Annotated in this window: 16 protein-coding genes; 6 read left to right on the forward strand and 10 right to left on the reverse strand. The window is 64.5% G+C overall.

Annotation, left to right across the window (positions count from 1 at the left end; all coding sequences use genetic code 11):
- Positions 1-31 precede the first annotated feature (31 nt).
- On the reverse strand, positions 32-2,005 hold the full coding sequence (locus HV770_RS09140; RefSeq protein WP_175159088.1) for a putative bifunctional diguanylate cyclase/phosphodiesterase: 1,974 nt from the start codon (positions 2,003-2,005) through the stop codon (positions 32-34).
- A 187-nt stretch (positions 2,006-2,192) separates the two neighbouring features.
- Positions 2,193-2,576 carry a hypothetical protein gene (locus HV770_RS09145; protein ID WP_121323130.1) on the reverse strand — a complete coding sequence of 128 codons (384 nt, stop codon included), beginning with the start codon at positions 2,574-2,576 and terminating at the stop codon, positions 2,193-2,195.
- 348 nt (positions 2,577-2,924) lie between these two features.
- Here HV770_RS09145 and HV770_RS09150 point away from each other — a divergent pair, with 348 nt between their 5' ends.
- The gene (locus HV770_RS09150) at positions 2,925-3,203 is read left to right on the forward strand and encodes an HU family DNA-binding protein (protein WP_042324988.1); all 279 of its coding nucleotides are present in this window, start codon (positions 2,925-2,927) and stop codon (positions 3,201-3,203) included.
- Positions 3,204-3,396: 193 nt separating this feature from the next.
- Here HV770_RS09150 and HV770_RS09155 read toward each other — a convergent pair whose 3' ends face one another.
- From HV770_RS09155 to HV770_RS09165, 3 genes are all read right to left on the reverse strand, one after another.
- The gene (locus HV770_RS09155) at positions 3,397-4,518 is read right to left on the reverse strand and encodes a 3-deoxy-7-phosphoheptulonate synthase (protein ID WP_281366203.1); all 1,122 of its coding nucleotides are present in this window, start codon (positions 4,516-4,518) and stop codon (positions 3,397-3,399) included.
- 171 nt (positions 4,519-4,689) lie between these two features.
- The gene (locus HV770_RS09160; protein WP_175159089.1) at positions 4,690-5,529 is read right to left on the reverse strand and encodes a DUF72 domain-containing protein; all 840 of its coding nucleotides are present in this window, start codon (positions 5,527-5,529) and stop codon (positions 4,690-4,692) included.
- Positions 5,530-5,640: 111 nt separating this feature from the next.
- Positions 5,641-6,390, reverse strand: a complete 750-nt coding sequence (locus HV770_RS09165) for a TetR/AcrR family transcriptional regulator (RefSeq protein WP_175159090.1) — start codon at positions 6,388-6,390, stop codon at positions 5,641-5,643.
- Between the two features lie 309 nt (positions 6,391-6,699).
- Here HV770_RS09165 and HV770_RS09170 point away from each other — a divergent pair, with 309 nt between their 5' ends.
- The 4 genes from HV770_RS09170 (at position 6,700) to HV770_RS09185 (ending at position 12,591) form a co-directional block, all read left to right on the forward strand.
- Complete coding sequence (locus HV770_RS09170; RefSeq protein ID WP_175159091.1) at positions 6,700-7,881, forward strand: isovaleryl-CoA dehydrogenase; 1,182 nt, start codon at positions 6,700-6,702, stop codon at positions 7,879-7,881.
- 128 nt (positions 7,882-8,009) lie between these two features.
- Entirely contained in the window at positions 8,010-9,617 is a 1,608-nt protein-coding gene (locus HV770_RS09175; protein ID WP_175159092.1) for a carboxyl transferase domain-containing protein, read from the forward strand.
- A gap of 31 nt (positions 9,618-9,648) precedes the next feature.
- Positions 9,649-10,434, forward strand: coding sequence for an enoyl-CoA hydratase/isomerase family protein (locus HV770_RS09180; RefSeq protein ID WP_175159093.1), 786 nt, complete (start codon positions 9,649-9,651; stop codon positions 10,432-10,434).
- A gap of 90 nt (positions 10,435-10,524) precedes the next feature.
- Positions 10,525-12,591 carry an acetyl/propionyl/methylcrotonyl-CoA carboxylase subunit alpha gene (locus HV770_RS09185; protein ID WP_175159094.1) on the forward strand — a complete coding sequence of 689 codons (2,067 nt, stop codon included), beginning with the start codon at positions 10,525-10,527 and terminating at the stop codon, positions 12,589-12,591.
- Positions 12,592-12,600: 9 nt separating this feature from the next.
- Here HV770_RS09185 and HV770_RS09190 read toward each other — a convergent pair whose 3' ends face one another.
- Entirely contained in the window at positions 12,601-13,392 is a 792-nt protein-coding gene (locus HV770_RS09190; protein ID WP_175159095.1) for a phosphate/phosphite/phosphonate ABC transporter substrate-binding protein, read from the reverse strand.
- Between the two features lie 18 nt (positions 13,393-13,410).
- Complete coding sequence (locus HV770_RS09195) at positions 13,411-13,689, reverse strand: DUF1488 family protein (RefSeq protein ID WP_121323111.1); 279 nt, start codon at positions 13,687-13,689, stop codon at positions 13,411-13,413.
- 259 nt (positions 13,690-13,948) lie between these two features.
- On the opposite strand from HV770_RS09195, the gene HV770_RS09200 reads away from it, so the two are divergent.
- Positions 13,949-14,140 carry a hypothetical protein gene (locus HV770_RS09200; protein ID WP_175158855.1) on the forward strand — a complete coding sequence of 64 codons (192 nt, stop codon included), beginning with the start codon at positions 13,949-13,951 and terminating at the stop codon, positions 14,138-14,140.
- A gap of 75 nt (positions 14,141-14,215) precedes the next feature.
- Here HV770_RS09200 and HV770_RS09205 read toward each other — a convergent pair whose 3' ends face one another.
- The 3 genes from HV770_RS09205 to iaaH form a co-directional block, all read right to left on the reverse strand.
- A complete protein-coding gene (locus HV770_RS09205) occupies positions 14,216-15,220 on the reverse strand; it encodes a fatty acid desaturase (RefSeq protein WP_175159096.1) in 1,005 nt (334 codons plus the stop codon).
- A gap of 136 nt (positions 15,221-15,356) precedes the next feature.
- Positions 15,357-16,157, reverse strand: a complete 801-nt coding sequence (locus tag HV770_RS09210) for a CDP-diacylglycerol diphosphatase (protein WP_175159097.1) — start codon at positions 16,155-16,157, stop codon at positions 15,357-15,359.
- A 72-nt stretch (positions 16,158-16,229) separates the two neighbouring features.
- Positions 16,230-17,684, reverse strand: a complete 1,455-nt coding sequence (gene iaaH / locus HV770_RS09215; protein ID WP_175159098.1) for an indoleacetamide hydrolase — start codon at positions 17,682-17,684, stop codon at positions 16,230-16,232.
- Positions 17,685-18,098 lie beyond the last annotated feature (414 nt).

Below are 18,098 nucleotides of genomic sequence, written 5' to 3' on the forward strand. Positions count from 1 at the left end.
TGCCGTTGCGCGAGGTCTGGAGGCGGCCGGACTAGCGCTGCGCGTCCAGCGCGTAAGCCTGCCCCGGCGCGGTATGCAGATATGCGGCAACGGCGCACGCGCGCATCGGCCGGCTGAACAGATAGCCTTGCACCGCGCGCGCGCCAAGCGCTTGAACGACCTCGGCTTGCGACGCCGTTTCGAGTCCTTCCACCACGCATTCGAGCCCGAGGTTGCGGCACAGGTCGAGCACCGACTTGACGATCTTCTTCGACGCGCTGTTCGAGTCCACGTCGGTCACGAAGCTGCGGTCGATCTTGATCGTATCGAACGGCAGCCTATGCACATAGCTCAGGCTCGAATAGCCGGTGCCGAAGTCGTCGAGCGAGACACGGCAGCCGGCCTGTTTGATCATCGTGAGCGAGCTGCGCGCCTGCTCGAAATCGCGCGTCACGGCGGTCTCCGTGATTTCGAACGACACGCGCTGCGGCGGCACGCCGCTCGCCGCCACGATATCGATCAGACGCCGCGCGCGCGCCGACGTCGAGATGTCCACCGCGGACAGATTGAACGAGAGAAACAGATCGCACGGCCAGCGCGCAGCTTCGTCGAGTGCTTTGTGCAGCAGCACCTCGGTAATGTGCAGAATCAGTTCGGTGCGCTCGGCAATCCGGATGAACTCTTCCGGCCTGACGGCGCCGAGGCGCGTGTTGTGCCAGCGCCCGAGCGCTTCCAGACCGATGGGGCGCCGCGTGAGCAGATCGTAGATCGGCTGGAATTCCAGAAGCAGCTCCGCTTCGAGATCGGCATGGCGCAGTTCCTGGGTCACGAGGCTCGAACGCCGGATGCGCGTTTCGTGCTCCGTCGAGAAAATCACCGGCTTGCCGCGACGGCTTTCCTTGCCGAAGTACAACGCGGCGTCGGCACGTTCGAAAACCTGCGCGACGGTCTTGCCGGCTTCGGGGAACGCGGCCCAGCCGATCGTCCCCGACAGCTCGGCGATATTGCCTGCCACCCGATACGGTGCGCTGAGCGCGTCGCAGATGCGCTGGCCCAACTCGACGAGCGCTTCGTCCGATAACCTCTGCTGCGCGAGGACGCCGAATTCATCGCCGCCGAGGCGCGCGAAGAAGAGGCCCGGCTCGGCTTGCGCGAGCAGTCGCGAGCCGACCTCCTGGAGCACGAGGTCGCCGCTCGCATGACCGTAGATGTCGTTGACCTGTTTGAAGCCGTCCAGATCGATCAGTCCGACATTGAAGCCGCTACCCGTGGCGAGTGATTGTTCCGCCATCGCGCGCAACGACGCGAAGAAGCTGCGCCGGTTGGGCAGGTCGGTCAGGCTGTCGATGCTTGCGAGACGGAAGTTGTCGTCGCTGAGCCGCTGTGTTTTCTGCTGGCTCGCCTGCAGTTCGCGCTGTGCATGCACGACGTCGGCGAAGGTCCGGTAATACAGCTGGATGATGACTGCGAGCGCGACGCCCACCAGCGTCATATCGATCGCCATCGCGATGAAGACCGGATAGCCCGTGAAAACGAGGAAGGTGGAAAAGCTTAGGATGACGATGGAAAGCAGTAGCAGCGCGGCGGTGCGCAGATGCATCAGGCAGAACACGCAGCCGACCAGCGTGGTCGCCATATAGAACGCGACCTGCGCCTGCTCGAACGCGGTGCCGTAGGGAAAGAGCAGAAGCGACCAGGCGCTGAACGCGACGCCGAACAGGCCGGCGAGCCAGGTCACTTGGCGCAGTTCGGCCTCGGCCGTGTCGCCGGTGAGCACGCGATGCCGGACGTGCCACCAGCGTATGCAACGGACAATGCACAACGTGCACAGCACGGCGGGCAGATAGATGGACAACCATGCCGGCGCACTTTGCCAATGCGTGACCGCTACGGCCATCGTGTTGACGAGCAGGATGAAATAGAGAAGCGGAATCTGACGGCTGAACGCCTGAAGCTGCGAGCACGCGAGCTCTGGGTCGCTTTCCGTGACCCAGCGTGCTTCCCTTAACCTGGCTAGCCGACCCATTCCCTTCCTTTTAACGTTTGCGTCGCGTACGCAGCCTTGTATATCGGCAATGCCGGGACGAGCTTGATAGGCTAGTCGAAGGAAATAAATGGGGCGTCGAGCAAGCGGTAAGTCCGACCTGGCAGGACTTTGATGCGCGAGTCATTTATGCCGCGCCGGGCCTACAGTCCCCGGCGATTTTACCGGTTCATAGCATCGGGCACGACAGCACGCGTTGAGGGGGAACGGCGGTGCCGGGTTCCCCATTCGTGGCCGGCGTGCCCTGCGGCGGGGTGGAGACGAGGCGCACCGCATTCACGCCCGCATTCGCCAGCACGTATTTCTCCGCGCTTTTCTCGGGTTGCCAGTATGCGCGGAAGGCACCGCTGTCGCCGAAAATCAGCAGCTTGCCGTGGACCGTTTTCGCGCCGCTGACCAGATCGACGGGTTCGCCGTCACGCATTTTGAAGCCTTCGGGTGTCGCCGAACCGGTTGCGCCGACGAGCGTGGCGCAGCCGTTATCGTCGGCCGCCGAGGCGGCGCACGACAGCGTGGCAACCAGCAAGCCTGTTGCAATATGGCGAAACTTCATTTTTATTTTCTCCCGAATTCTTAAATCGCTCGGGGCATCGAGCGCCCCACGCCGAATCTCTGCGATCCACGGTAACACAGCAAAAATGCGTGCCCGCGGCCGTTTTGGGCCGCTAAGGTACTGAAATTGCAACGGATTGTGATGCGCTGGCGAAGCGCGCAAAGCGCCGGAAGCGCGTAAGGGCGCGATTCTTATGGCACTTTGCGACGAAAAATCGTCAAATTGGCTCTGGGCGGGTGATACAAGCCTTACACGAAGGTTTGCGCGAATGCGCGCCTATGCGTTAGTGTGTCGGTCCCGGCGCGACAGATGTGGCGCCGGTTCCATGATTACCATACGGGAAGTGCTATGAACAAACAGGAACTGATTGATGCAGTCGCCGCAGCGACCGGCGAAAGCAAAGCGGCCACCGGCCAAACCATCGACGCAATCGTCGAAGCGGTGACCAAAGCGGTTGTCAGCGGCGATACGGTGCAACTGGTCGGTTTCGGTTCTTTCTCGACCGGCGCGCGCGCAGCACGCGTGGGCCGCAATCCGTCGACGGGTGCCGAGATCCAGATCGCGGCAGCCAAGACGGTGAAGTTCACTGCCGGCAAGGCGTTCAAGGAAGCCGTCAACGCGTCGTAATGCAACGCGCTTCACGCCGGAGCATCCGCGTGCGCGCTGCCATGCTGTGACGCGTGCGGCGAGCCATGTCTCGGGCGTGAAGAATCACGCGCTGCCCAACCCCGTCGAGCTGGAACGGTCCGTGGCTGGTGCGGCGCGTGTGCCTGAGTCGCGATGAATTGCGGCTTGTGGCGCGCCTCGTTCGACCTGCGGCTCAAGCCGCCGCGCGACGCTTGCGGGTGGCGGCGGCGAGGGTGTCGAGCGCCGGCTCGGTTTGCGCCCAGCTCACGCAGGCATCCGTAATCGATACGCCGTAACGCAGCGGCACACCGGCCTTCAGATCCTGACGGCCTTCGTCCAGATGACTCTCCAGCATGACGCCGATAATGCGGCGCTCGCGCTGCGTGAGTTGCTGCGCCAGATCCTGCACCACGTCCAGTTGGCGCAAATGCGATTTGCCCGAGTTCGCGTGCGAGCAATCGATCATCACCTGTTCGCGCAGACCCGCTGACTTGAGCGCCGCGCAGGTCGCCTCCACCGACGCGCTGTCGTAGTTCGGCCCTTTCTTGCCGCCGCGCAGGATCACGTGCGCGTCGTCGTTGCCGCGCGTTTCGAAGATCGCGGCCATGCCCATTTTCGTCATGCCCATGAACGCGTGGCTCGCGCGCGCCGCGACGATCGCGTCCGCTGCGATCTGGACGCCGCCGTCGGTGCCGTTCTTGAAGCCGATCGGGCAGCTCAACCCCGAGGCCAGTTGCCGATGACTCTGGCTCTCCGTCGTGCGCGCGCCGATGGCGCCCCACGCGATCAGATCGGCGATGTATTGCGGGCTGAGCAGGTCGAGAAACTCGGTGGCGGTGGCGAGGCCCAGGCCGTTGATGTCGAGCAGCAGTTGCCGCGCGAGACGCAGGCCTTCGTTGATGCGGAAGCTGCCGTCCAGACGCGGATCGTTGATATAGCCTTTCCAGCCGACCGTAGTGCGCGGCTTCTCGAAGTAGACGCGCATCACGATCAGCAGATCGTTCTTGTAGGCGTCGGCCGCGGCCTTGAGCTTGCGGGCGTATTCGATCGCCTGGTCGTGGTCGTGAATCGAGCAGGGTCCGACGATCAGCACGAGCCGGTCGTCGCGGCCATGCAGAATGTCGGCGATTTCCGCGCGCGTTTTTTCGACGAGCGTTTGCACCGTTTGCGGCACGGGCAGTTCGTCTTGCAGCAGCGCAGGGGAAATCAACGGACGTACCGCGCCGATCCGGACGTCGTCGATGCGCGTGGTGTCCTGGGTGGCGTCGGCCGAGCCGACTTCCTGATCGTGCAAAGGATTGTCGATGGCGCTCAAAATATTCTCCGGGGCCTGGATGATGAGGCGGCGTGGCCGCCTGAATGTGCGCGTGCCTGCACGCCGGTTTCGCGTGGACTCTGCGCTGGGATTATGTTGTTTGTATCGAGTTTGCGTTGATCCGCTGGCGCGATTATGACACCCGCTTGCCGCAGCGAGGACTGCGGCGGATCAGAGTTTGCCGATCAACGCCATCGCGGCGGCCGGATTGCGCTCCTTGAAGCCGCTGATCACGTACAGGTAGACATCGCGTGCGGCCGCTTTGGCCGGCGGCTCGGCGCAGGTCTCCAGGTCCGCCGGCGTGGTGCCGGCGGCAAGCTGGCGCGCGCGCTCGGCCCATGCGTCGAGTGCTTTCGCTGAGTAGCCCTTGGCCTGCTTGTCGGTCGTGCCCATGATGCGCACGTACACGAACGGCGCGGTGAGGTCGGCGATTTGCGGGTAATCGCTGTCGCCGGCGAGCACGACCGCAACCTTATACTTTCTCGCGAGCGCGATGAATTCCGGCGACTTGAACGTGTCGTTGCGCACTTCGATCGCGTGCCTGAGCTTCAGGCCTTCGATACTGGCGGGCAGCAGTTTCAGAAACGCTTCGAAGTCTTCGTGATCGAATTTCTTGGTCGGCGCGAATTGCCAGTTGATCGGACCGAGCTTCTGTTTGAGCAGCAGGACGCCGCTCGCGAAGAAGCGTTCGATCGTTTCGCCTGCTTCCGCCAGCACTTTTCTGTTGGTTGCGTAGCGCGGGGCTTTCAGAGAAAAGACGAAATCGTCCGGTGTCTCCTGATACCACTTCTCATAGCTCGCTGGCTTCTGCAAACCGTAAAACGTGCCGTTGATTTCTATCGACGTGAGATTGCGGCTCGCGTATTCGAGTTCGCGGGCTTGCGCGAGATCGTCCGGGTAAAACGGGCCGCGCCACGGCGCATAGGTCCAGCCGCCGATGCCGATGCGAATGTTCGCGGTCTTCGTGGATTTCGCGCGCTTGGTGCTCGTTACGCTTTTTGCTTCAGCCACCTGGAATCTCCTTCTGGACACGGCCGGGGAAGCAGTAGATTAAGCTTCTTTTTGACCGCCGCACAGACGTGGAGAATCGCCTTCGCAGAGAAGCGGCGCATTGACGGTGCGCTATGCGTCACGCTGTGTAGTTGGCGAACGCTGCACAGCTGCTGCTTCTTCGAAGCGCCGGTTCGCCTCCGCCACTTCCATCCTGAACTGCTGCAATGCACTCACGGCCAGGTCCGGCGGCGTGAGCGCGCTCCACAACACGTCGATCAGTTGATTCGCGGTCGCGTCGATATCGATCTGCCGGTTCGTCAGCGTGGCGTCCCACAGCACGTGCTCCATCGGCCCGAACACCATCGAGCGTAATAGACGCAGCGGCATGTCGGCGCGAATCTGCCCGCTCTCCTGGCCTTGCGCCAGCACGCGCATCAACGGCGCGGTGTAGCGGCGCTGCAGTTCGGTCAACGCCTCGCTCAACTCGTGATGACGCGCGCGGCCCTCGGACAGCACGAGCGCGCACAGATCGGTGCCGTTCACCAGCATCAGCCGCAAATGCGTGCGCACGATGAAAGTGAATTGCTGGCGCACGTTGCCGTCGCGCGGCAAGCCCGACTCGATGGCCTCGATGATCTCGTCGTACCAGTCGCCGATTACGCGCGCACACAGCTCGCGCTTGCCACGGAAATAGCTGAACACGGTCGCTTCTGAAATGCCGAGACGCTGCGCGATCTCCGCGGTTGTCGCGCGCTCGTAGCCTTTTTCGGAAAACACGTCACGCCCCGCCTGAAGAATCTCCTTCACGCGTTGTTGCGATTTGCGTCCAGCCGGCTGGCGGCGCGACACGGGAAGTTCGGCCTTCACGGCAACCGTCATATGAGTCAGGTTCAGATTTGCGGCTCGGATTGAGCCGGAGGTTAGGCGTCTGGCGACTGATGACGGCGATCCTATCACGGAAGAGGGCATGCGGAGCTCCTCGGACCATTTTCTGAGTAACACTCAAAAATACCTATTGACGCTTACGTCAATCTGGCGTGAAATGCGCGTTGAAGCTAGCGCGCCTCGCGCAGCATGGCAGCGGTCCGGCAGACCGCGAACCTCCGCCAGGCTGCGCCCGACCCGCGCCCGGACCTGCCGGCGCCCCATGAGGCAGACCGGTCGTCAACGAACTCTGGAGACACAGCAATGCACAACCTGCCCGGTTTGCAATTCCCGCTCGGCGAAGAAATTGAAATGCTGCGCGACAGCATCGCGGGATTCGCCGCCAAGGAAATCGCCCCGCGCGCCGCGGAAATCGATCGCACGGATCAATTCCCAATGGACCTGTGGCGCAAGTTCGGCGATCTCGGCGTGCTCGGCATGACGGTTTCAGAGGAATACGGCGGCGCGAACATGGGCTACACCGCGCACATGATCGCGATGGAGGAAATCTCGCGTGCGTCGGCTTCGGTCGGCCTCTCGTATGGCGCGCATTCGAATCTGTGCGTGAACCAGATTCACCGCAACGGCACCGACGCGCAAAAGCAGAAATACCTGCCCAAGCTGGTCTCCGGCGAACATGTCGGCGCACTCGCGATGAGCGAGGCGAACGCGGGCTCGGACGTGGTCAGCATGAAGCTGCGCGCTGAGAAGAAGGGCGGCCGCTACGTGCTCAACGGCACGAAGATGTGGATCACCAACGGCCCGGATTGCGACACGTTGGTGGTCTATGCGAAGACCGATCCCGAAGCGAATTCGCGCGGCATTACCGCGTTTATCGTCGAGAAGGGCATGAAGGGCTTTTCGGTGGCGCAGAAGCTCGACAAGCTCGGCATGCGCGGCTCGCACACCGGTGAGCTGGTGTTCGAGAACGTCGAGGTGCCGGAAGAAAACATTCTGGGCCAGCTGAACGGCGGCGCGAAGGTGCTGATGAGCGGCCTCGACTACGAGCGCGCGGTGCTCGCGGGCGGCCCGACCGGCATCATGGTCGCGGTGATGGACGCGGTGGTGCCGTATATCCACGACCGCAAGCAGTTCGGCCAGTCGATCGGCGAGTTCCAGCTGATTCAGGGCAAGGTGGCCGATCTCTACACCACGCTGCAGGCGTGCCGCGCTTATCTGTACGCCGTGGGCCGTCAACTCGACACGCTCGGCAACGAGCACGTGCGCCAGGTGCGCAAGGACTGCGCCGGCGTGATTCTCTATACCGCGGAAAAGGCCACGTGGATGGCTGGGGAGGCGATCCAGATTCTCGGCGGCAATGGCTATATCAACGAGTATCCGGTCGGCCGTTTGTGGCGCGATGCGAAGCTCTACGAAATCGGCGCGGGCACGAGCGAGATCCGCCGCATGTTGATCGGCCGCGAGCTGTTTGCCGAAACGGTCTGACGTGCGGTGATGGCGCTGCGTCACGCGGAGAATCACGCGGCGCACGTGCTTCACACGACGGCGCGCCTCGACGCGGCGCGCCGAACGCCCGGCCTCTATAAAAAGCGGCAAAAAGGAGAAGACACTTCATGCCGATCATCGAATCCAGGCTGAATCCGCGCTCGGACGACTTTCGCGCCAATGCGGCGGCGCTCGAAGCGCTGGTCGCCGATCTGCGCGCGAAGGTCGCCAAGCTCGCGCTAGGCGGCGGCCAGGCCGCACGCGACAAACATACGGGGCGCGGCAAACTGCTGCCGCGTGATCGCATCGAGAAGCTCCTCGATCCCGGCACGCCGTTTCTCGAGTTCTCGCAACTCGCCGCGTACAACATGTATCACAACGACGCGCCCGGCGCGGGCGTGATTACGGGCATCGGCAGGATCGCGGGGCAGGAGTGCGTGATCGTCTGCAACGACGCGACGGTCAAGGGTGGCACCTATTATCCGGTCACCGTGAAGAAGCACGTACGGGCCCAGGAAATCGCCGCGGAAAATCATTTGCCTTGCGTCTATCTGGTCGACTCGGGCGGCGCGAATCTGCCGAATCAGGACGACGTGTTCCCCGATCGCGATCACTTCGGCCGCATCTTCTACAACCAGGCAAATCTGTCGGCGGCGGGCATTGCGCAGATCGCCGTCGTGATGGGCTCGTGCACGGCGGGCGGCGCGTATGTGCCGGCGATGAGCGACGAGTCGATCATCGTGAAGAATCAGGGCACCATTTTTCTCGGCGGGCCGCCGCTCGTGAAAGCGGCGACGGGCGAAGTGGTCAGCGCGGAAGATCTCGGCGGCGGCGACGTGCATACGCGTTTGTCGGGCGTGGTCGATCATCTCGCGCAAAACGACGCGCACGCGCTGGGGATTGCGCGCAGCATCGTCGGCAATCTGAATCGCACGAAACCCACGCCGCTCGCGTTGCAGGAACCGAAGCCGCCGCGCTACGACGTGAAGAGCATGTACGGCGTGATTCCCGTCGATACGCGTAAGCCCTTCGATATCCGCGAGGTGATCGCGCGCATCGTCGACGACTCCGCGTTCGACGAGTTCAAGGCGCGCTACGGCACCACGCTCGTCACCGGCTTCGCGCATATCTGGGGGCATCCGGTCGGCATCATCGCGAACAACGGCATTCTGTTTTCGGAGTCGGCGTTAAAGGGCGCGCATTTCATTGAGCTATGCTGCCAGCGCAAGATTCCGCTGGTGTTCCTGCAGAACATCACCGGCTTCATGGTGGGCCGCAAGTACGAAAACGAGGGCATTGCGCGTAACGGGGCGAAGATGGTGACGGCGGTCGCGACCGCCAAGGTGCCTAAGTTCACGGTGATCATCGGCGGCTCGTTCGGCGCGGGTAACTACGGCATGTGCGGGCGCGCGTATTCGCCGCGTTTCCTGTGGATGTGGCCGAATGCGCGCATCTCGGTGATGGGCGGCGAGCAGGCGGCGTCGGTGCTGGCCACCGTCAAGCGCGACGGCATCGAAGGCAAGGGCGGCGCGTGGAGTGCCGAAGAGGAAGAAGCGTTCAAGCAGCCGATTCGCGACCAGTACGAACATCAGGGCCATCCGTATTACGCGAGCGCGCGCCTATGGGACGACGGTGTGATCGACCCGGCGCAAACGCGCGACGTGCTCGGCCTCGGCTTGTCGGCCGCGATGAATGCGCCGATCGAAGACACGCGTTTCGGCGTGTTCAGAATGTGACGATGCGCGACGAAGCGCGGGAGCTGCGACGATGCAATACGAAACACTGAATGTGCAATTGGCCGGACAGGTCGCCACGGTCACGTTGAATCGCCCGGACGTGCGCAACGCGTTCAACGAGACGATGATCGCCGAAGTGACCTCGGCTTTCGCGGCATTGAACACGCGCGACGACGTGCGCGCGGTAGTGCTCGCCGCGAACGGCAAGGCGTTCTGCGCAGGCGCCGACCTGAACTGGATGAAGAAGATGGCCGGTTACTCGGACGACGAGAACCGCGCCGATGCGATGCTGCTCGCGAACATGCTGTCCTCGGTGTATCGCTGCAACAAGCCGGTCATCGCGCGCGTGAACGGCGACGCGTACGCGGGGGGCATGGGCCTGATCGCCGCGTGCGACATCGTGGTGGCGGTGCAGAGCGCGCGCTTTTGCCTGTCGGAAGCGCGGCTCGGTCTGATTCCCGCGACCATCGCGCCGTACGTGATCCGCGCGTTGGGCGAGCAGGCCTCGCGCCGCTATTTCGTCACCGCCGAGACCTTCGATTGCGCGACGGCGTTGCGCCTCGGCTTCGTCAGCGAAGCGGTCGAAGCCGGGCAGCTCGACGCCGCCGTTGCGCAGATCGCCGACACGCTCTGCGCGAATGGGCCGCAAGCGGTGCGCGCCTGCAAGCAGCTCGTGCAGGACATGGCGGGCCACGAGTTGAACGATGCGATGATCGAAGACACGGCGGCGCGCATCGCGCGCACGCGCGCCGGCGCGGAAGGTCGTGAAGGCGTCGCGTCGTTCCTCGAAAAGCGCACGCCGGGCTGGCGCAGCTGACGCGCGAGCACGCCCATTGCCGGGGCGCGTACACGCGTCTCGACCCGATCAGAACAACAGCGCCGAACGCCCCATTTCATCGAGACATTCATGTTCAACAAGATCCTGATTGCCAACCGTGGCGAGATTGCCTGCCGCGTAGCCGCGACCTGCAAGCGGCTCGGCATCGCGAGCGTGGCCGTCTATTCCGACGCGGACGCCGACGCGAAACACGTGGCCGCGTGCGACGAGGCGGTGCACATCGGCGGCTCGACGGCGGCGGAAAGTTATCTGCGGGTCGCGCGCATCATCGAAGCGGCACGGGCCACCGGCGCGCAGGCGGTGCATCCGGGCTACGGGTTTCTGTCGGAGAACGAAGATTTCGCGCACGCGTGCGAGGCGGCCGGTATCGTCTTCATCGGACCGCCGGTTTCGGCCATCGCCGCGATGGGTTCGAAGGCCGCAGCGAAAGCGCTGATGCACGCCGCCTCGGTGCCGCTCGTGCCCGGCTATCACGGTGACGATCAGAACCCGGAGTTGCTGCATCGCGAAGCGGATGCGATCGGCTATCCGGTGCTGCTCAAAGCGAGTGCGGGCGGCGGCGGCAAGGGCATGCGCGTGGTCGAGCGCAGCGAGGAATTCGCGGCGGCGCTGGCCTCGTGCAAGCGCGAGGCCGCGAGCAGTTTCGGCAACGACCGTGTGCTGATCGAAAAGTATCTGACGCGGCCGCGTCACGTTGAAGTGCAGGTGTTCGCGGACCGTCACGGCGGCGCGGTGTACCTGTTCGATCGCGATTGCTCGGTGCAGCGGCGTCATCAGAAAGTGCTGGAGGAGGCGCCGGCGCCGGGGCTCAGCGCTGAAATCAAGCGCGAAATGGGCGAGGCCGCGGTGGCCGCCGCGCGCGCGGTGAATTACGTCGGCGCGGGCACGGTCGAGTTCATCATGACCGGCAGCGGCGATTTCTATTTCATGGAAATGAACACGCGTTTGCAGGTCGAGCATCCGGTCACGGAGATGGTGACGGGGCAAGACCTCGTGGAATGGCAACTGCGCGTCGCCGCCGACGAACCGCTGCCGCTCACGCAGCAGCAGTTGAAGCTGGATGGCCACGCGATCGAGGCGCGCATTTATGCGGAGCATCCGGCGCGCGGCTTTCTTCCGTCGACGGGCAAGCTCAAGCATCTGCGCATGCCCGAAGGCGTGGAGTTCGCGATCGATGCGGCCGGCGGAGGCACTGCCGCCACAGGCGCGCCCATACCCGGCACAGCGGGCCGCAAGGCGCCGGTGCGGATCGACAGCGGCGTGCGCGAGGGCGACACCATCACGCCGTTCTACGACCCGATGATCGCCAAGCTGATCGTCCACGGCGCCACGCGCGAAGAAGCGCTCGCGCGCCTGAGCCGCGCATTGCATGCGTGCGAGGTGGTCGGTCCGCATACCAACGTCGAGTTCCTGCAACGCATCGTCGCGAGCGAGCCGTTTTCCACCGCCGATCTCGACACGGGTTTGATCGAGCGTCATCACGACGCGCTGTTTGCTCCGCACAGGAAGCCCTTCAAGGAAGCGCTCGCGCTCGCCTGCGCCGCGCTGCTCACGCGCGAGGGCGGCACGGCGCACGGCGCCTCGCCGTGGGACGCGTTATCGCACTGGCGACTGAACGGCGGCTATACGCAGACGCTCGGCTGGCGCGAGGTCGGTCACGGCGACAATGAACACGCGTTCACCGTCTCGTTCGGCCGCGACGGCGGCACGCAGACGCTCGAACACGACGGCGTGCGCGAAGACTTTTCGTGGTCGAGCGGGGCGGGCGAGCACGCATTCCGCGCAACCCTGGGCGACGCGCGGGTGACGGGACGCGTGTTCATCGACGGCGATACATTCCATGTGTTCTGTCTCGGTGAGGCGCTCGCGTTCGAGTGGCAGAACCTGCTCGCGCATGCCGCCGACGCGGAAGGCGGCGAGGGCCGCCTGACCGCGCCGATGCCAGGCAAGGTGATCGCGGTGCTGGTCGAACCGGGCGCAGTGGTCGAGAAGGGCGCGCCGCTGCTCGTCATGGAAGCGATGAAAATGGAGCACACGATCGGCGCGCCGGCGGCCGGTACGGTGACCGAAGTGCTCTACGCGGTGGGCGATCAGGTGGCCGACGGCGCGCAGCTTCTCCTGCTGGACGTGCAGTAGTTTTGCGGCTCAGGCGAGGCGCGCATAGCCGGCGGCGCGCGCTTCGTTTTCGAGTTGCCCGATCCGTTCGTAGTCCGTCAGCGGTAGTACGGAAAAGCCCTGCAAACGCAGGCGTTTTGCGCGGTCGGGGCGCACTTCGAGGGTTTCGTTCAACGCTTCGCGCAGCGCTTCAATGGTGGCCGGCGGCACCGTGCCGGACGCGATCAGCGGCAAACCCGGCGACGCCGCCGTCATGCCGATCGCCCGAACCCGCCGCGCCAACTCCGGCATCACATCGTTGACGAAGGCGAAGGTCACGCAATCGACCGCGGCGACATCCGCGCGATCGTCTGCGATGGCGCGCAGCGAACCGAGATGGGAGCCCGTGCGCAGCACCGTGCTGAAGAACATGCCGGCGCGCGCGAGCGGCGCGACCGCATGCCGAAACACATTCATGCCGCTATTCGAATCGTCCTGGTTGTAGGCGGCGCGCGCGCCCCGGCAAGCTGCGAGCGTATCGAATTGAGCGTCGGCTCGCGTTACCAGCACGCTTGCGTAGTGCGCCTCCTCGCAGCCCGGCGCGTCGAAGCACGGCGTCGCGATCAGGCGCACCTGTTCGTGCAGGCCGTGCATCAGCGGATAGCCGCAGGTTTGCGAGAGCAGCAGGTTGGGACGCCGCCAGAAGCCGTGCAGTTCCTCGTCCGGCTCGACGATGCGGCACGCCGGCTTGACCCGGCGCAGCACCTCGACAAGCCACGCTCGCCACTCGAAGTCGAGGGCGGGCGTGACGTTATACATGGGCAGGGCGGCGATCCAGGTCATGATGTGATTCTGACACGGCTAATGTCTGACCATTCGGAATTCGTCGAGACCGAGCCGCACGGGCTCGGTCGGTCGGACGGTCCACTTCTGCGCGGCGACCGAGAGGATCTCCAGTTGCGCGTCCTCGAACGCGACGAGCAGGTCCTCCTTGCGCTTGCTCGCCGCCCCGCAGAACGTGACGAGCGCTTCGGCGCTGACTTCGAAAATCTGCGCACGATCGTCGCAGCACACCCGGAACGCGACTGTCGCGCATTCCGTCACACAGGGCCTGAACCCTTCATCGACATAAACCGACATGACGATCTCCTTCCGACGCCCGAGTCAACAGGATGACAAGCCGTAGGTTTCGAGTATGTGGGAGAACCGGCATTTGCGGCGAAATGGCGGGTACTCCGAGGCCTGACTCGGGCGGAAATTTCACTACATGCTGCAAGCTTTTGTAAGCGCCTGCCTGGTTCTGGCCGCTATTCATCCGTTGTTCGCGCGCATGCGCTGGCTACACTCGATGCGGCGATTTCGCGTTTGCTCGGGACAGTCGATACGCAGGAGGAACAGGATGAATGACGATCGTCGATACGGCACGGTGTTGATGCGCAAGCGGTTCCAGCGGTGGTTATTCGCCGCGACGCTGATTTGCGCAGGTGGTCTGCAGGGCTGCGCGACTTCGCTCGAAACCTTCGGGCTCGGTGCCGGGGTGGGCATTGTCGGGGCGCTAGGGGCGCTTGGTTGTGCGATCGGTTGCCGTTGATCGCATCGTGAGCGGTGTCGTGTGTGTAGCGGCCCGCTTGCATCGAGCGAGCCGGCGAAGCCGCGTGAGACGCATCTATCGTTGCGACTGCGCACGGGTCTGGAGATCGGCCGGTATGGCCGATGGTTGAAGGGGGCGCCAGCTTGCCGGGTGCACCGCGTGAGCGACCGGCGCACATGCGTAGCGCGCCAGCCATTCCTTATAACCGCTTACCAGAAAGCCGCCGTTGCGATCGAGGTAAGCGTCGCGCCGCGCTTCGTAGATCTTTTTCAGCGCGAACCACGGCACATGTGGCAGATCGTGATGCACCGCGTGGTAGTTGTTGTTCAGGAACAGCAGCCGCCAGCACCACGCCGCTTCATTGATGACGGTGCGATGCGCGTGATCATGCGCCGTGCGATGCTCATGAAACGAGCGGATCGAACCCAGCGACAGCGCACCATAGCCCACGCCGACGATAAAAGCCCACGCCGGTATTGCACAGCTGCGCTGCAAGCACACCGTGAGCGCGGCCAATGCGGCGAAGTGCGCGAGCCACGCCGGCACGTCATGCCAGTCGCCGCGCTTGATCCTGCCCAGCGCCTCGACGCCGGTGGCGGCGATAGCGAACGCAGGGCCGACCAGCAGCCGGCCGATAAACGTATTGCGCAAAGCCAGCAGCGCGCGAATCGTCCACCCCGCACGTTGCCACACGCGCGGGCTGACGAAATAGCTCTCGGGATCACGGCCGGGATGGGTCAGATGCGGATCGTCGTGATGCTGAAGATGGGACTCGCGATAGATGCGGTAAGGAAACCACACCGCGAGCGGCGCGAAACCCAGTAGAGCATTGACGAACGGCGAGCGGGTGGGATGCCCATGCAGCAGCTCGTGTTGCAGCGACATGTACCACGCGCCGAATATCGCCAGCAGGCCGGTGGTCAACGGCAGGCCGAGTGCACGCGAATGGGTCGCGACGCCGAACCAGCCGCCATAGATCACAACGATCAGCGTCCATGTGGGCCATTGCGTGCGCCAGGTCCAGCTATTTGCCAGCCGGGCGATGGAATTGCGTTGTGCGTCGTCGAGATAAATCGCCATGGGCGGGATGGGTCATGGTGCAGGTTCAGACCGATCCTACGGGCCCATACGCGCTACCAGAACCAATTTATCGAGCAAAGTATCTGCCCAATCGTGCATAGGCGGCGAGCCCGTGCGGCGGCGTGTTCTCAGGCCTTCACGGCGCATCCGCGACGCGGCACGCGTGATCCATCAGACCTTCGGCCGAGCCGCTGCCGTCGTCGACGTCGATGCCGCTGTTCAGGATCAGCCAGCCATCGGTGTCCGCTGACGGCCCCGCGCCTGTCACGAGGATGGTTTGCGTCGCCATGGCTTCGGCATCCTGATTGTCCCGCGCGACGATGCGGAAAGGATTGCCGGCTTGACTCAACGAAGTCACGCGCATGATCCGGTAACGCCGGCCGTCGATCGTATCCCAATGCCACTGGCCGGGCGCGTCCTTCGCGTGACGCCCGAGCGCGAGGCTGACGTCGCGGCGCATGCAGTCGATATGGATATGCAGCTGGTTTTGCGAGCGGCGATATGGGGAGTTGATCTCGAGTCCGAGCAGATTGTCCGGCAGCGTACGCTTGACCGACTGCTCGACATCATGCCGCGAGCCCCACGCATCGACCCAATAATCCTGCGCGTGCGGCGCCAGTATCAGCGGACTTTCGATTCCGGTGATGCGATCGGTCGGGATCAGCAGATACTGCGAGCGCCCGACAATATCCTTCAGAATCACATAGCGTTTCTCGAGATCGACGCGCGTGCATTGGCCCGGCGTGCCGGTGGCCTGCTGCGACGGCACGCAGCGTATGTCGACAATTTTCCACAACGCGTTCGAATCGACGGTGGCGAGGCGCGCGCATGCGGTGACGGTGAGGGTGATGGCGAATGCCGCGGCCAGTCTCGCGGCATGGCGCAATCGGGTTCGCTGAGGCGAGGTGGGTGAAGGGCTGGATGTCGGTGTTGGCATCGGCACTTGGGTGGGTGTTGTCGGAAGAGTTGGCTGTCGCAAAGAGGAAAGGGCAAACGGCAAACGGCAACATCAAAGCACAGGCGCGGGCACCGCACCGAGCACCTGCTCGAACGCGACGCCGATCGCAAGCAGGCGCCGGTCGGCGCCCAGCGGCCCGTCCAGTTCGAGGCCGACCGGCAGGCCGCTCGCGGTCATCCCCGCGGGCAGCGAGAGGCCTGGAATGCCCGACGTGCTGGCCGGATCGGTATTGCGCAGAAACGCCTCCATCGTATCGATCGACGGCCCACCGTCGATCGACACACTCGACGAACCTCTCAGGTCGTCGATCGGCACTGCGGCGAGACGCGTGGTCGGAAACAGCAGCGCGTCGAGGCGCTCGCTAGCGAACGTCGCGGCCATGTACTGCTGCAAGCGCGGCCGCCACTGATTCAGCGCCGCCGCGTAGTGGCCGCCGAGCGCATCGGCGAGCACGCTGTCGTAGATGGCGCGCACGTCCGGACTCGCGATGCGCGCGGCCAGCTCGGCGACGGTGCTCACCGGCGCGTCGTTGGCGACGAGCCACGCGCGCACGTCGTCGAGCGCTTCGTGGATCGCAAGCGGCACGCCGACCATGCCGTTCAGGTGCTCCAACTCGTCCATCGCGACCGGCACGAACACGACGCCCGCCGTTTCGAGCCGGCTCAACGCGGCGCGCGCCACGTCTTCCACGTGTCGTTCGAGCGCCTCCCATAGCGGCGCGGGCAGACCGATGCGCAGCCCGCTCAGCGTGAGCGCCGGCAGCGCGCCCGCACCGGTGATCACGCCGTCGAGCAGCGCGATGTCTGCGACGGTGCGCGCCATCGGTCCGACGGTGTCGCGCGTGTGGCTGATCGGCACGACGGCGTTGGGATCGTGATAGCGCCGCTCGGCGCCGCCGTTGCCGACCGACGGACGAAACCCGGCGGTGCCGGTCAATGCAGCAGGAATGCGGGTCGAGCCGCCGGTGTCGGTGCCCAGACCTGCGGGCGCGATGCGTGCGGCGATCGCAACGGCAGTGCCGCCCGACGAGCCGCCCGGAATCAGCGAGGGATCGTAGGGATTGCGCACCGGTCCCGCATGCGCGGCGAAATTCGTGCTCGTGATGCCGAACGCCAGTTCATGCATGTTGGCCTTGCCAAGTACGATCGCGCCCGCATCCACGAGCCGTTGCACGGACGGTGCATTGGCCTTCGGAATGAAGCCTGCTAGCGCGGGCGTGCCCGCCGAAGTCTGCAAGCCTGCCGTATTGATGTTGTCCTTGACGACGATGGGCAGGCCCGCGAGCGGCAATTGCGCTCTGGCGGCGGCCGGCAATGCGTCGATGCGCTGCGCGGCGGCGAGCGCGCCGTCGAGATCGAGCGTAGTGAGCGCGTTCAGGCTGGAGAGCGAGGCCGCGCGCGCGAGCAGCGTGGCGACGTAGTCGGTGGCCTTGAGGCGCCCGGACTGGATCGCGGCGACCGCCTGCGTGGCGGTCAGCGCGAGTTGTTCATCGACGGTCCATGTCATGGCCGCGTCTCCTTATCGTCGTGTGCGTTGCGGGTGCGAAAACGCGATGCGAAGCGAGCGAGCGCAAAGCCGGGTTCGCGATCAGTGTGGAATCATCGGGAAGGGAGGGCGGTACGGCCGGCTGCGCAGGCAGCGCCGCAGAGCAAACCCGCAGGCCGCGCGTCGCGCGTGCGCGATGCCCTCAAGCATTCGCGCGAGTGTTCGACAACATCGATTGATGGATCAGGCATGGCAGGCGTGCGCAAGGCGGGCTCGTGGTGCCGCCTATTCTGGCACAACCGTTCGACAGACGATGCCGGGACCGCAGCGAAGCGGGCGCCGGCCGCCTACGCCACCGACGCTCGTTACCGTCAGGATCGCGGCGCGACCGCTACGGCCGCGTCGATCCCGTTAAGTGCGCCGACCGGCGCGCCC

It is taken from the genome of Paraburkholderia fynbosensis (assembly GCF_902859935.1).
Classification (GTDB): domain Bacteria; phylum Pseudomonadota; class Gammaproteobacteria; order Burkholderiales; family Burkholderiaceae; genus Paraburkholderia; species Paraburkholderia fynbosensis.

Bases quoted from the DNA above. Each gene is read 5' to 3' on its own strand.
- HV770_RS09145 (WP_121323130.1), bottom strand. From the start codon at position 2,576: ATGAAGTTTCGCCATATTGCAACAGGCTTGCTGGTTGCCACGCTGTCG.
- HV770_RS09205 (WP_175159096.1), bottom strand. From the start codon at position 15,220: ATGGCGATTTATCTCGACGACGCACAACGCAATTCCATCGCCCGGCTG.
- HV770_RS09165 (WP_175159090.1), bottom strand. From the start codon at position 6,390: ATGACGGTTGCCGTGAAGGCCGAACTTCCCGTGTCGCGCCGCCAGCCG.
- iaaH (WP_175159098.1), bottom strand. From the start codon at position 17,684: ATGACATGGACCGTCGATGAACAACTCGCGCTGACCGCCACGCAGGCG.
- HV770_RS09140 (WP_175159088.1), bottom strand. From the start codon at position 2,005: ATGGGTCGGCTAGCCAGGTTAAGGGAAGCACGCTGGGTCACGGAAAGC.
- HV770_RS09150 (WP_042324988.1), top strand. From the start codon at position 2,925: ATGAACAAACAGGAACTGATTGATGCAGTCGCCGCAGCGACCGGCGAA.
- HV770_RS09170 (WP_175159091.1), top strand. From the start codon at position 6,700: ATGCACAACCTGCCCGGTTTGCAATTCCCGCTCGGCGAAGAAATTGAA.
- HV770_RS09185 (WP_175159094.1), top strand. From the start codon at position 10,525: ATGTTCAACAAGATCCTGATTGCCAACCGTGGCGAGATTGCCTGCCGC.
- HV770_RS09210 (WP_175159097.1), bottom strand. From the start codon at position 16,157: ATGCCAACACCGACATCCAGCCCTTCACCCACCTCGCCTCAGCGAACC.
- HV770_RS09200 (WP_175158855.1), top strand. From the start codon at position 13,949: ATGAATGACGATCGTCGATACGGCACGGTGTTGATGCGCAAGCGGTTC.
- HV770_RS09195 (WP_121323111.1), bottom strand. From the start codon at position 13,689: ATGTCGGTTTATGTCGATGAAGGGTTCAGGCCCTGTGTGACGGAATGC.
- HV770_RS09190 (WP_175159095.1), bottom strand. From the start codon at position 13,392: ATGACCTGGATCGCCGCCCTGCCCATGTATAACGTCACGCCCGCCCTC.
- HV770_RS09175 (WP_175159092.1), top strand. From the start codon at position 8,010: ATGCCGATCATCGAATCCAGGCTGAATCCGCGCTCGGACGACTTTCGC.
- HV770_RS09180 (WP_175159093.1), top strand. From the start codon at position 9,649: ATGCAATACGAAACACTGAATGTGCAATTGGCCGGACAGGTCGCCACG.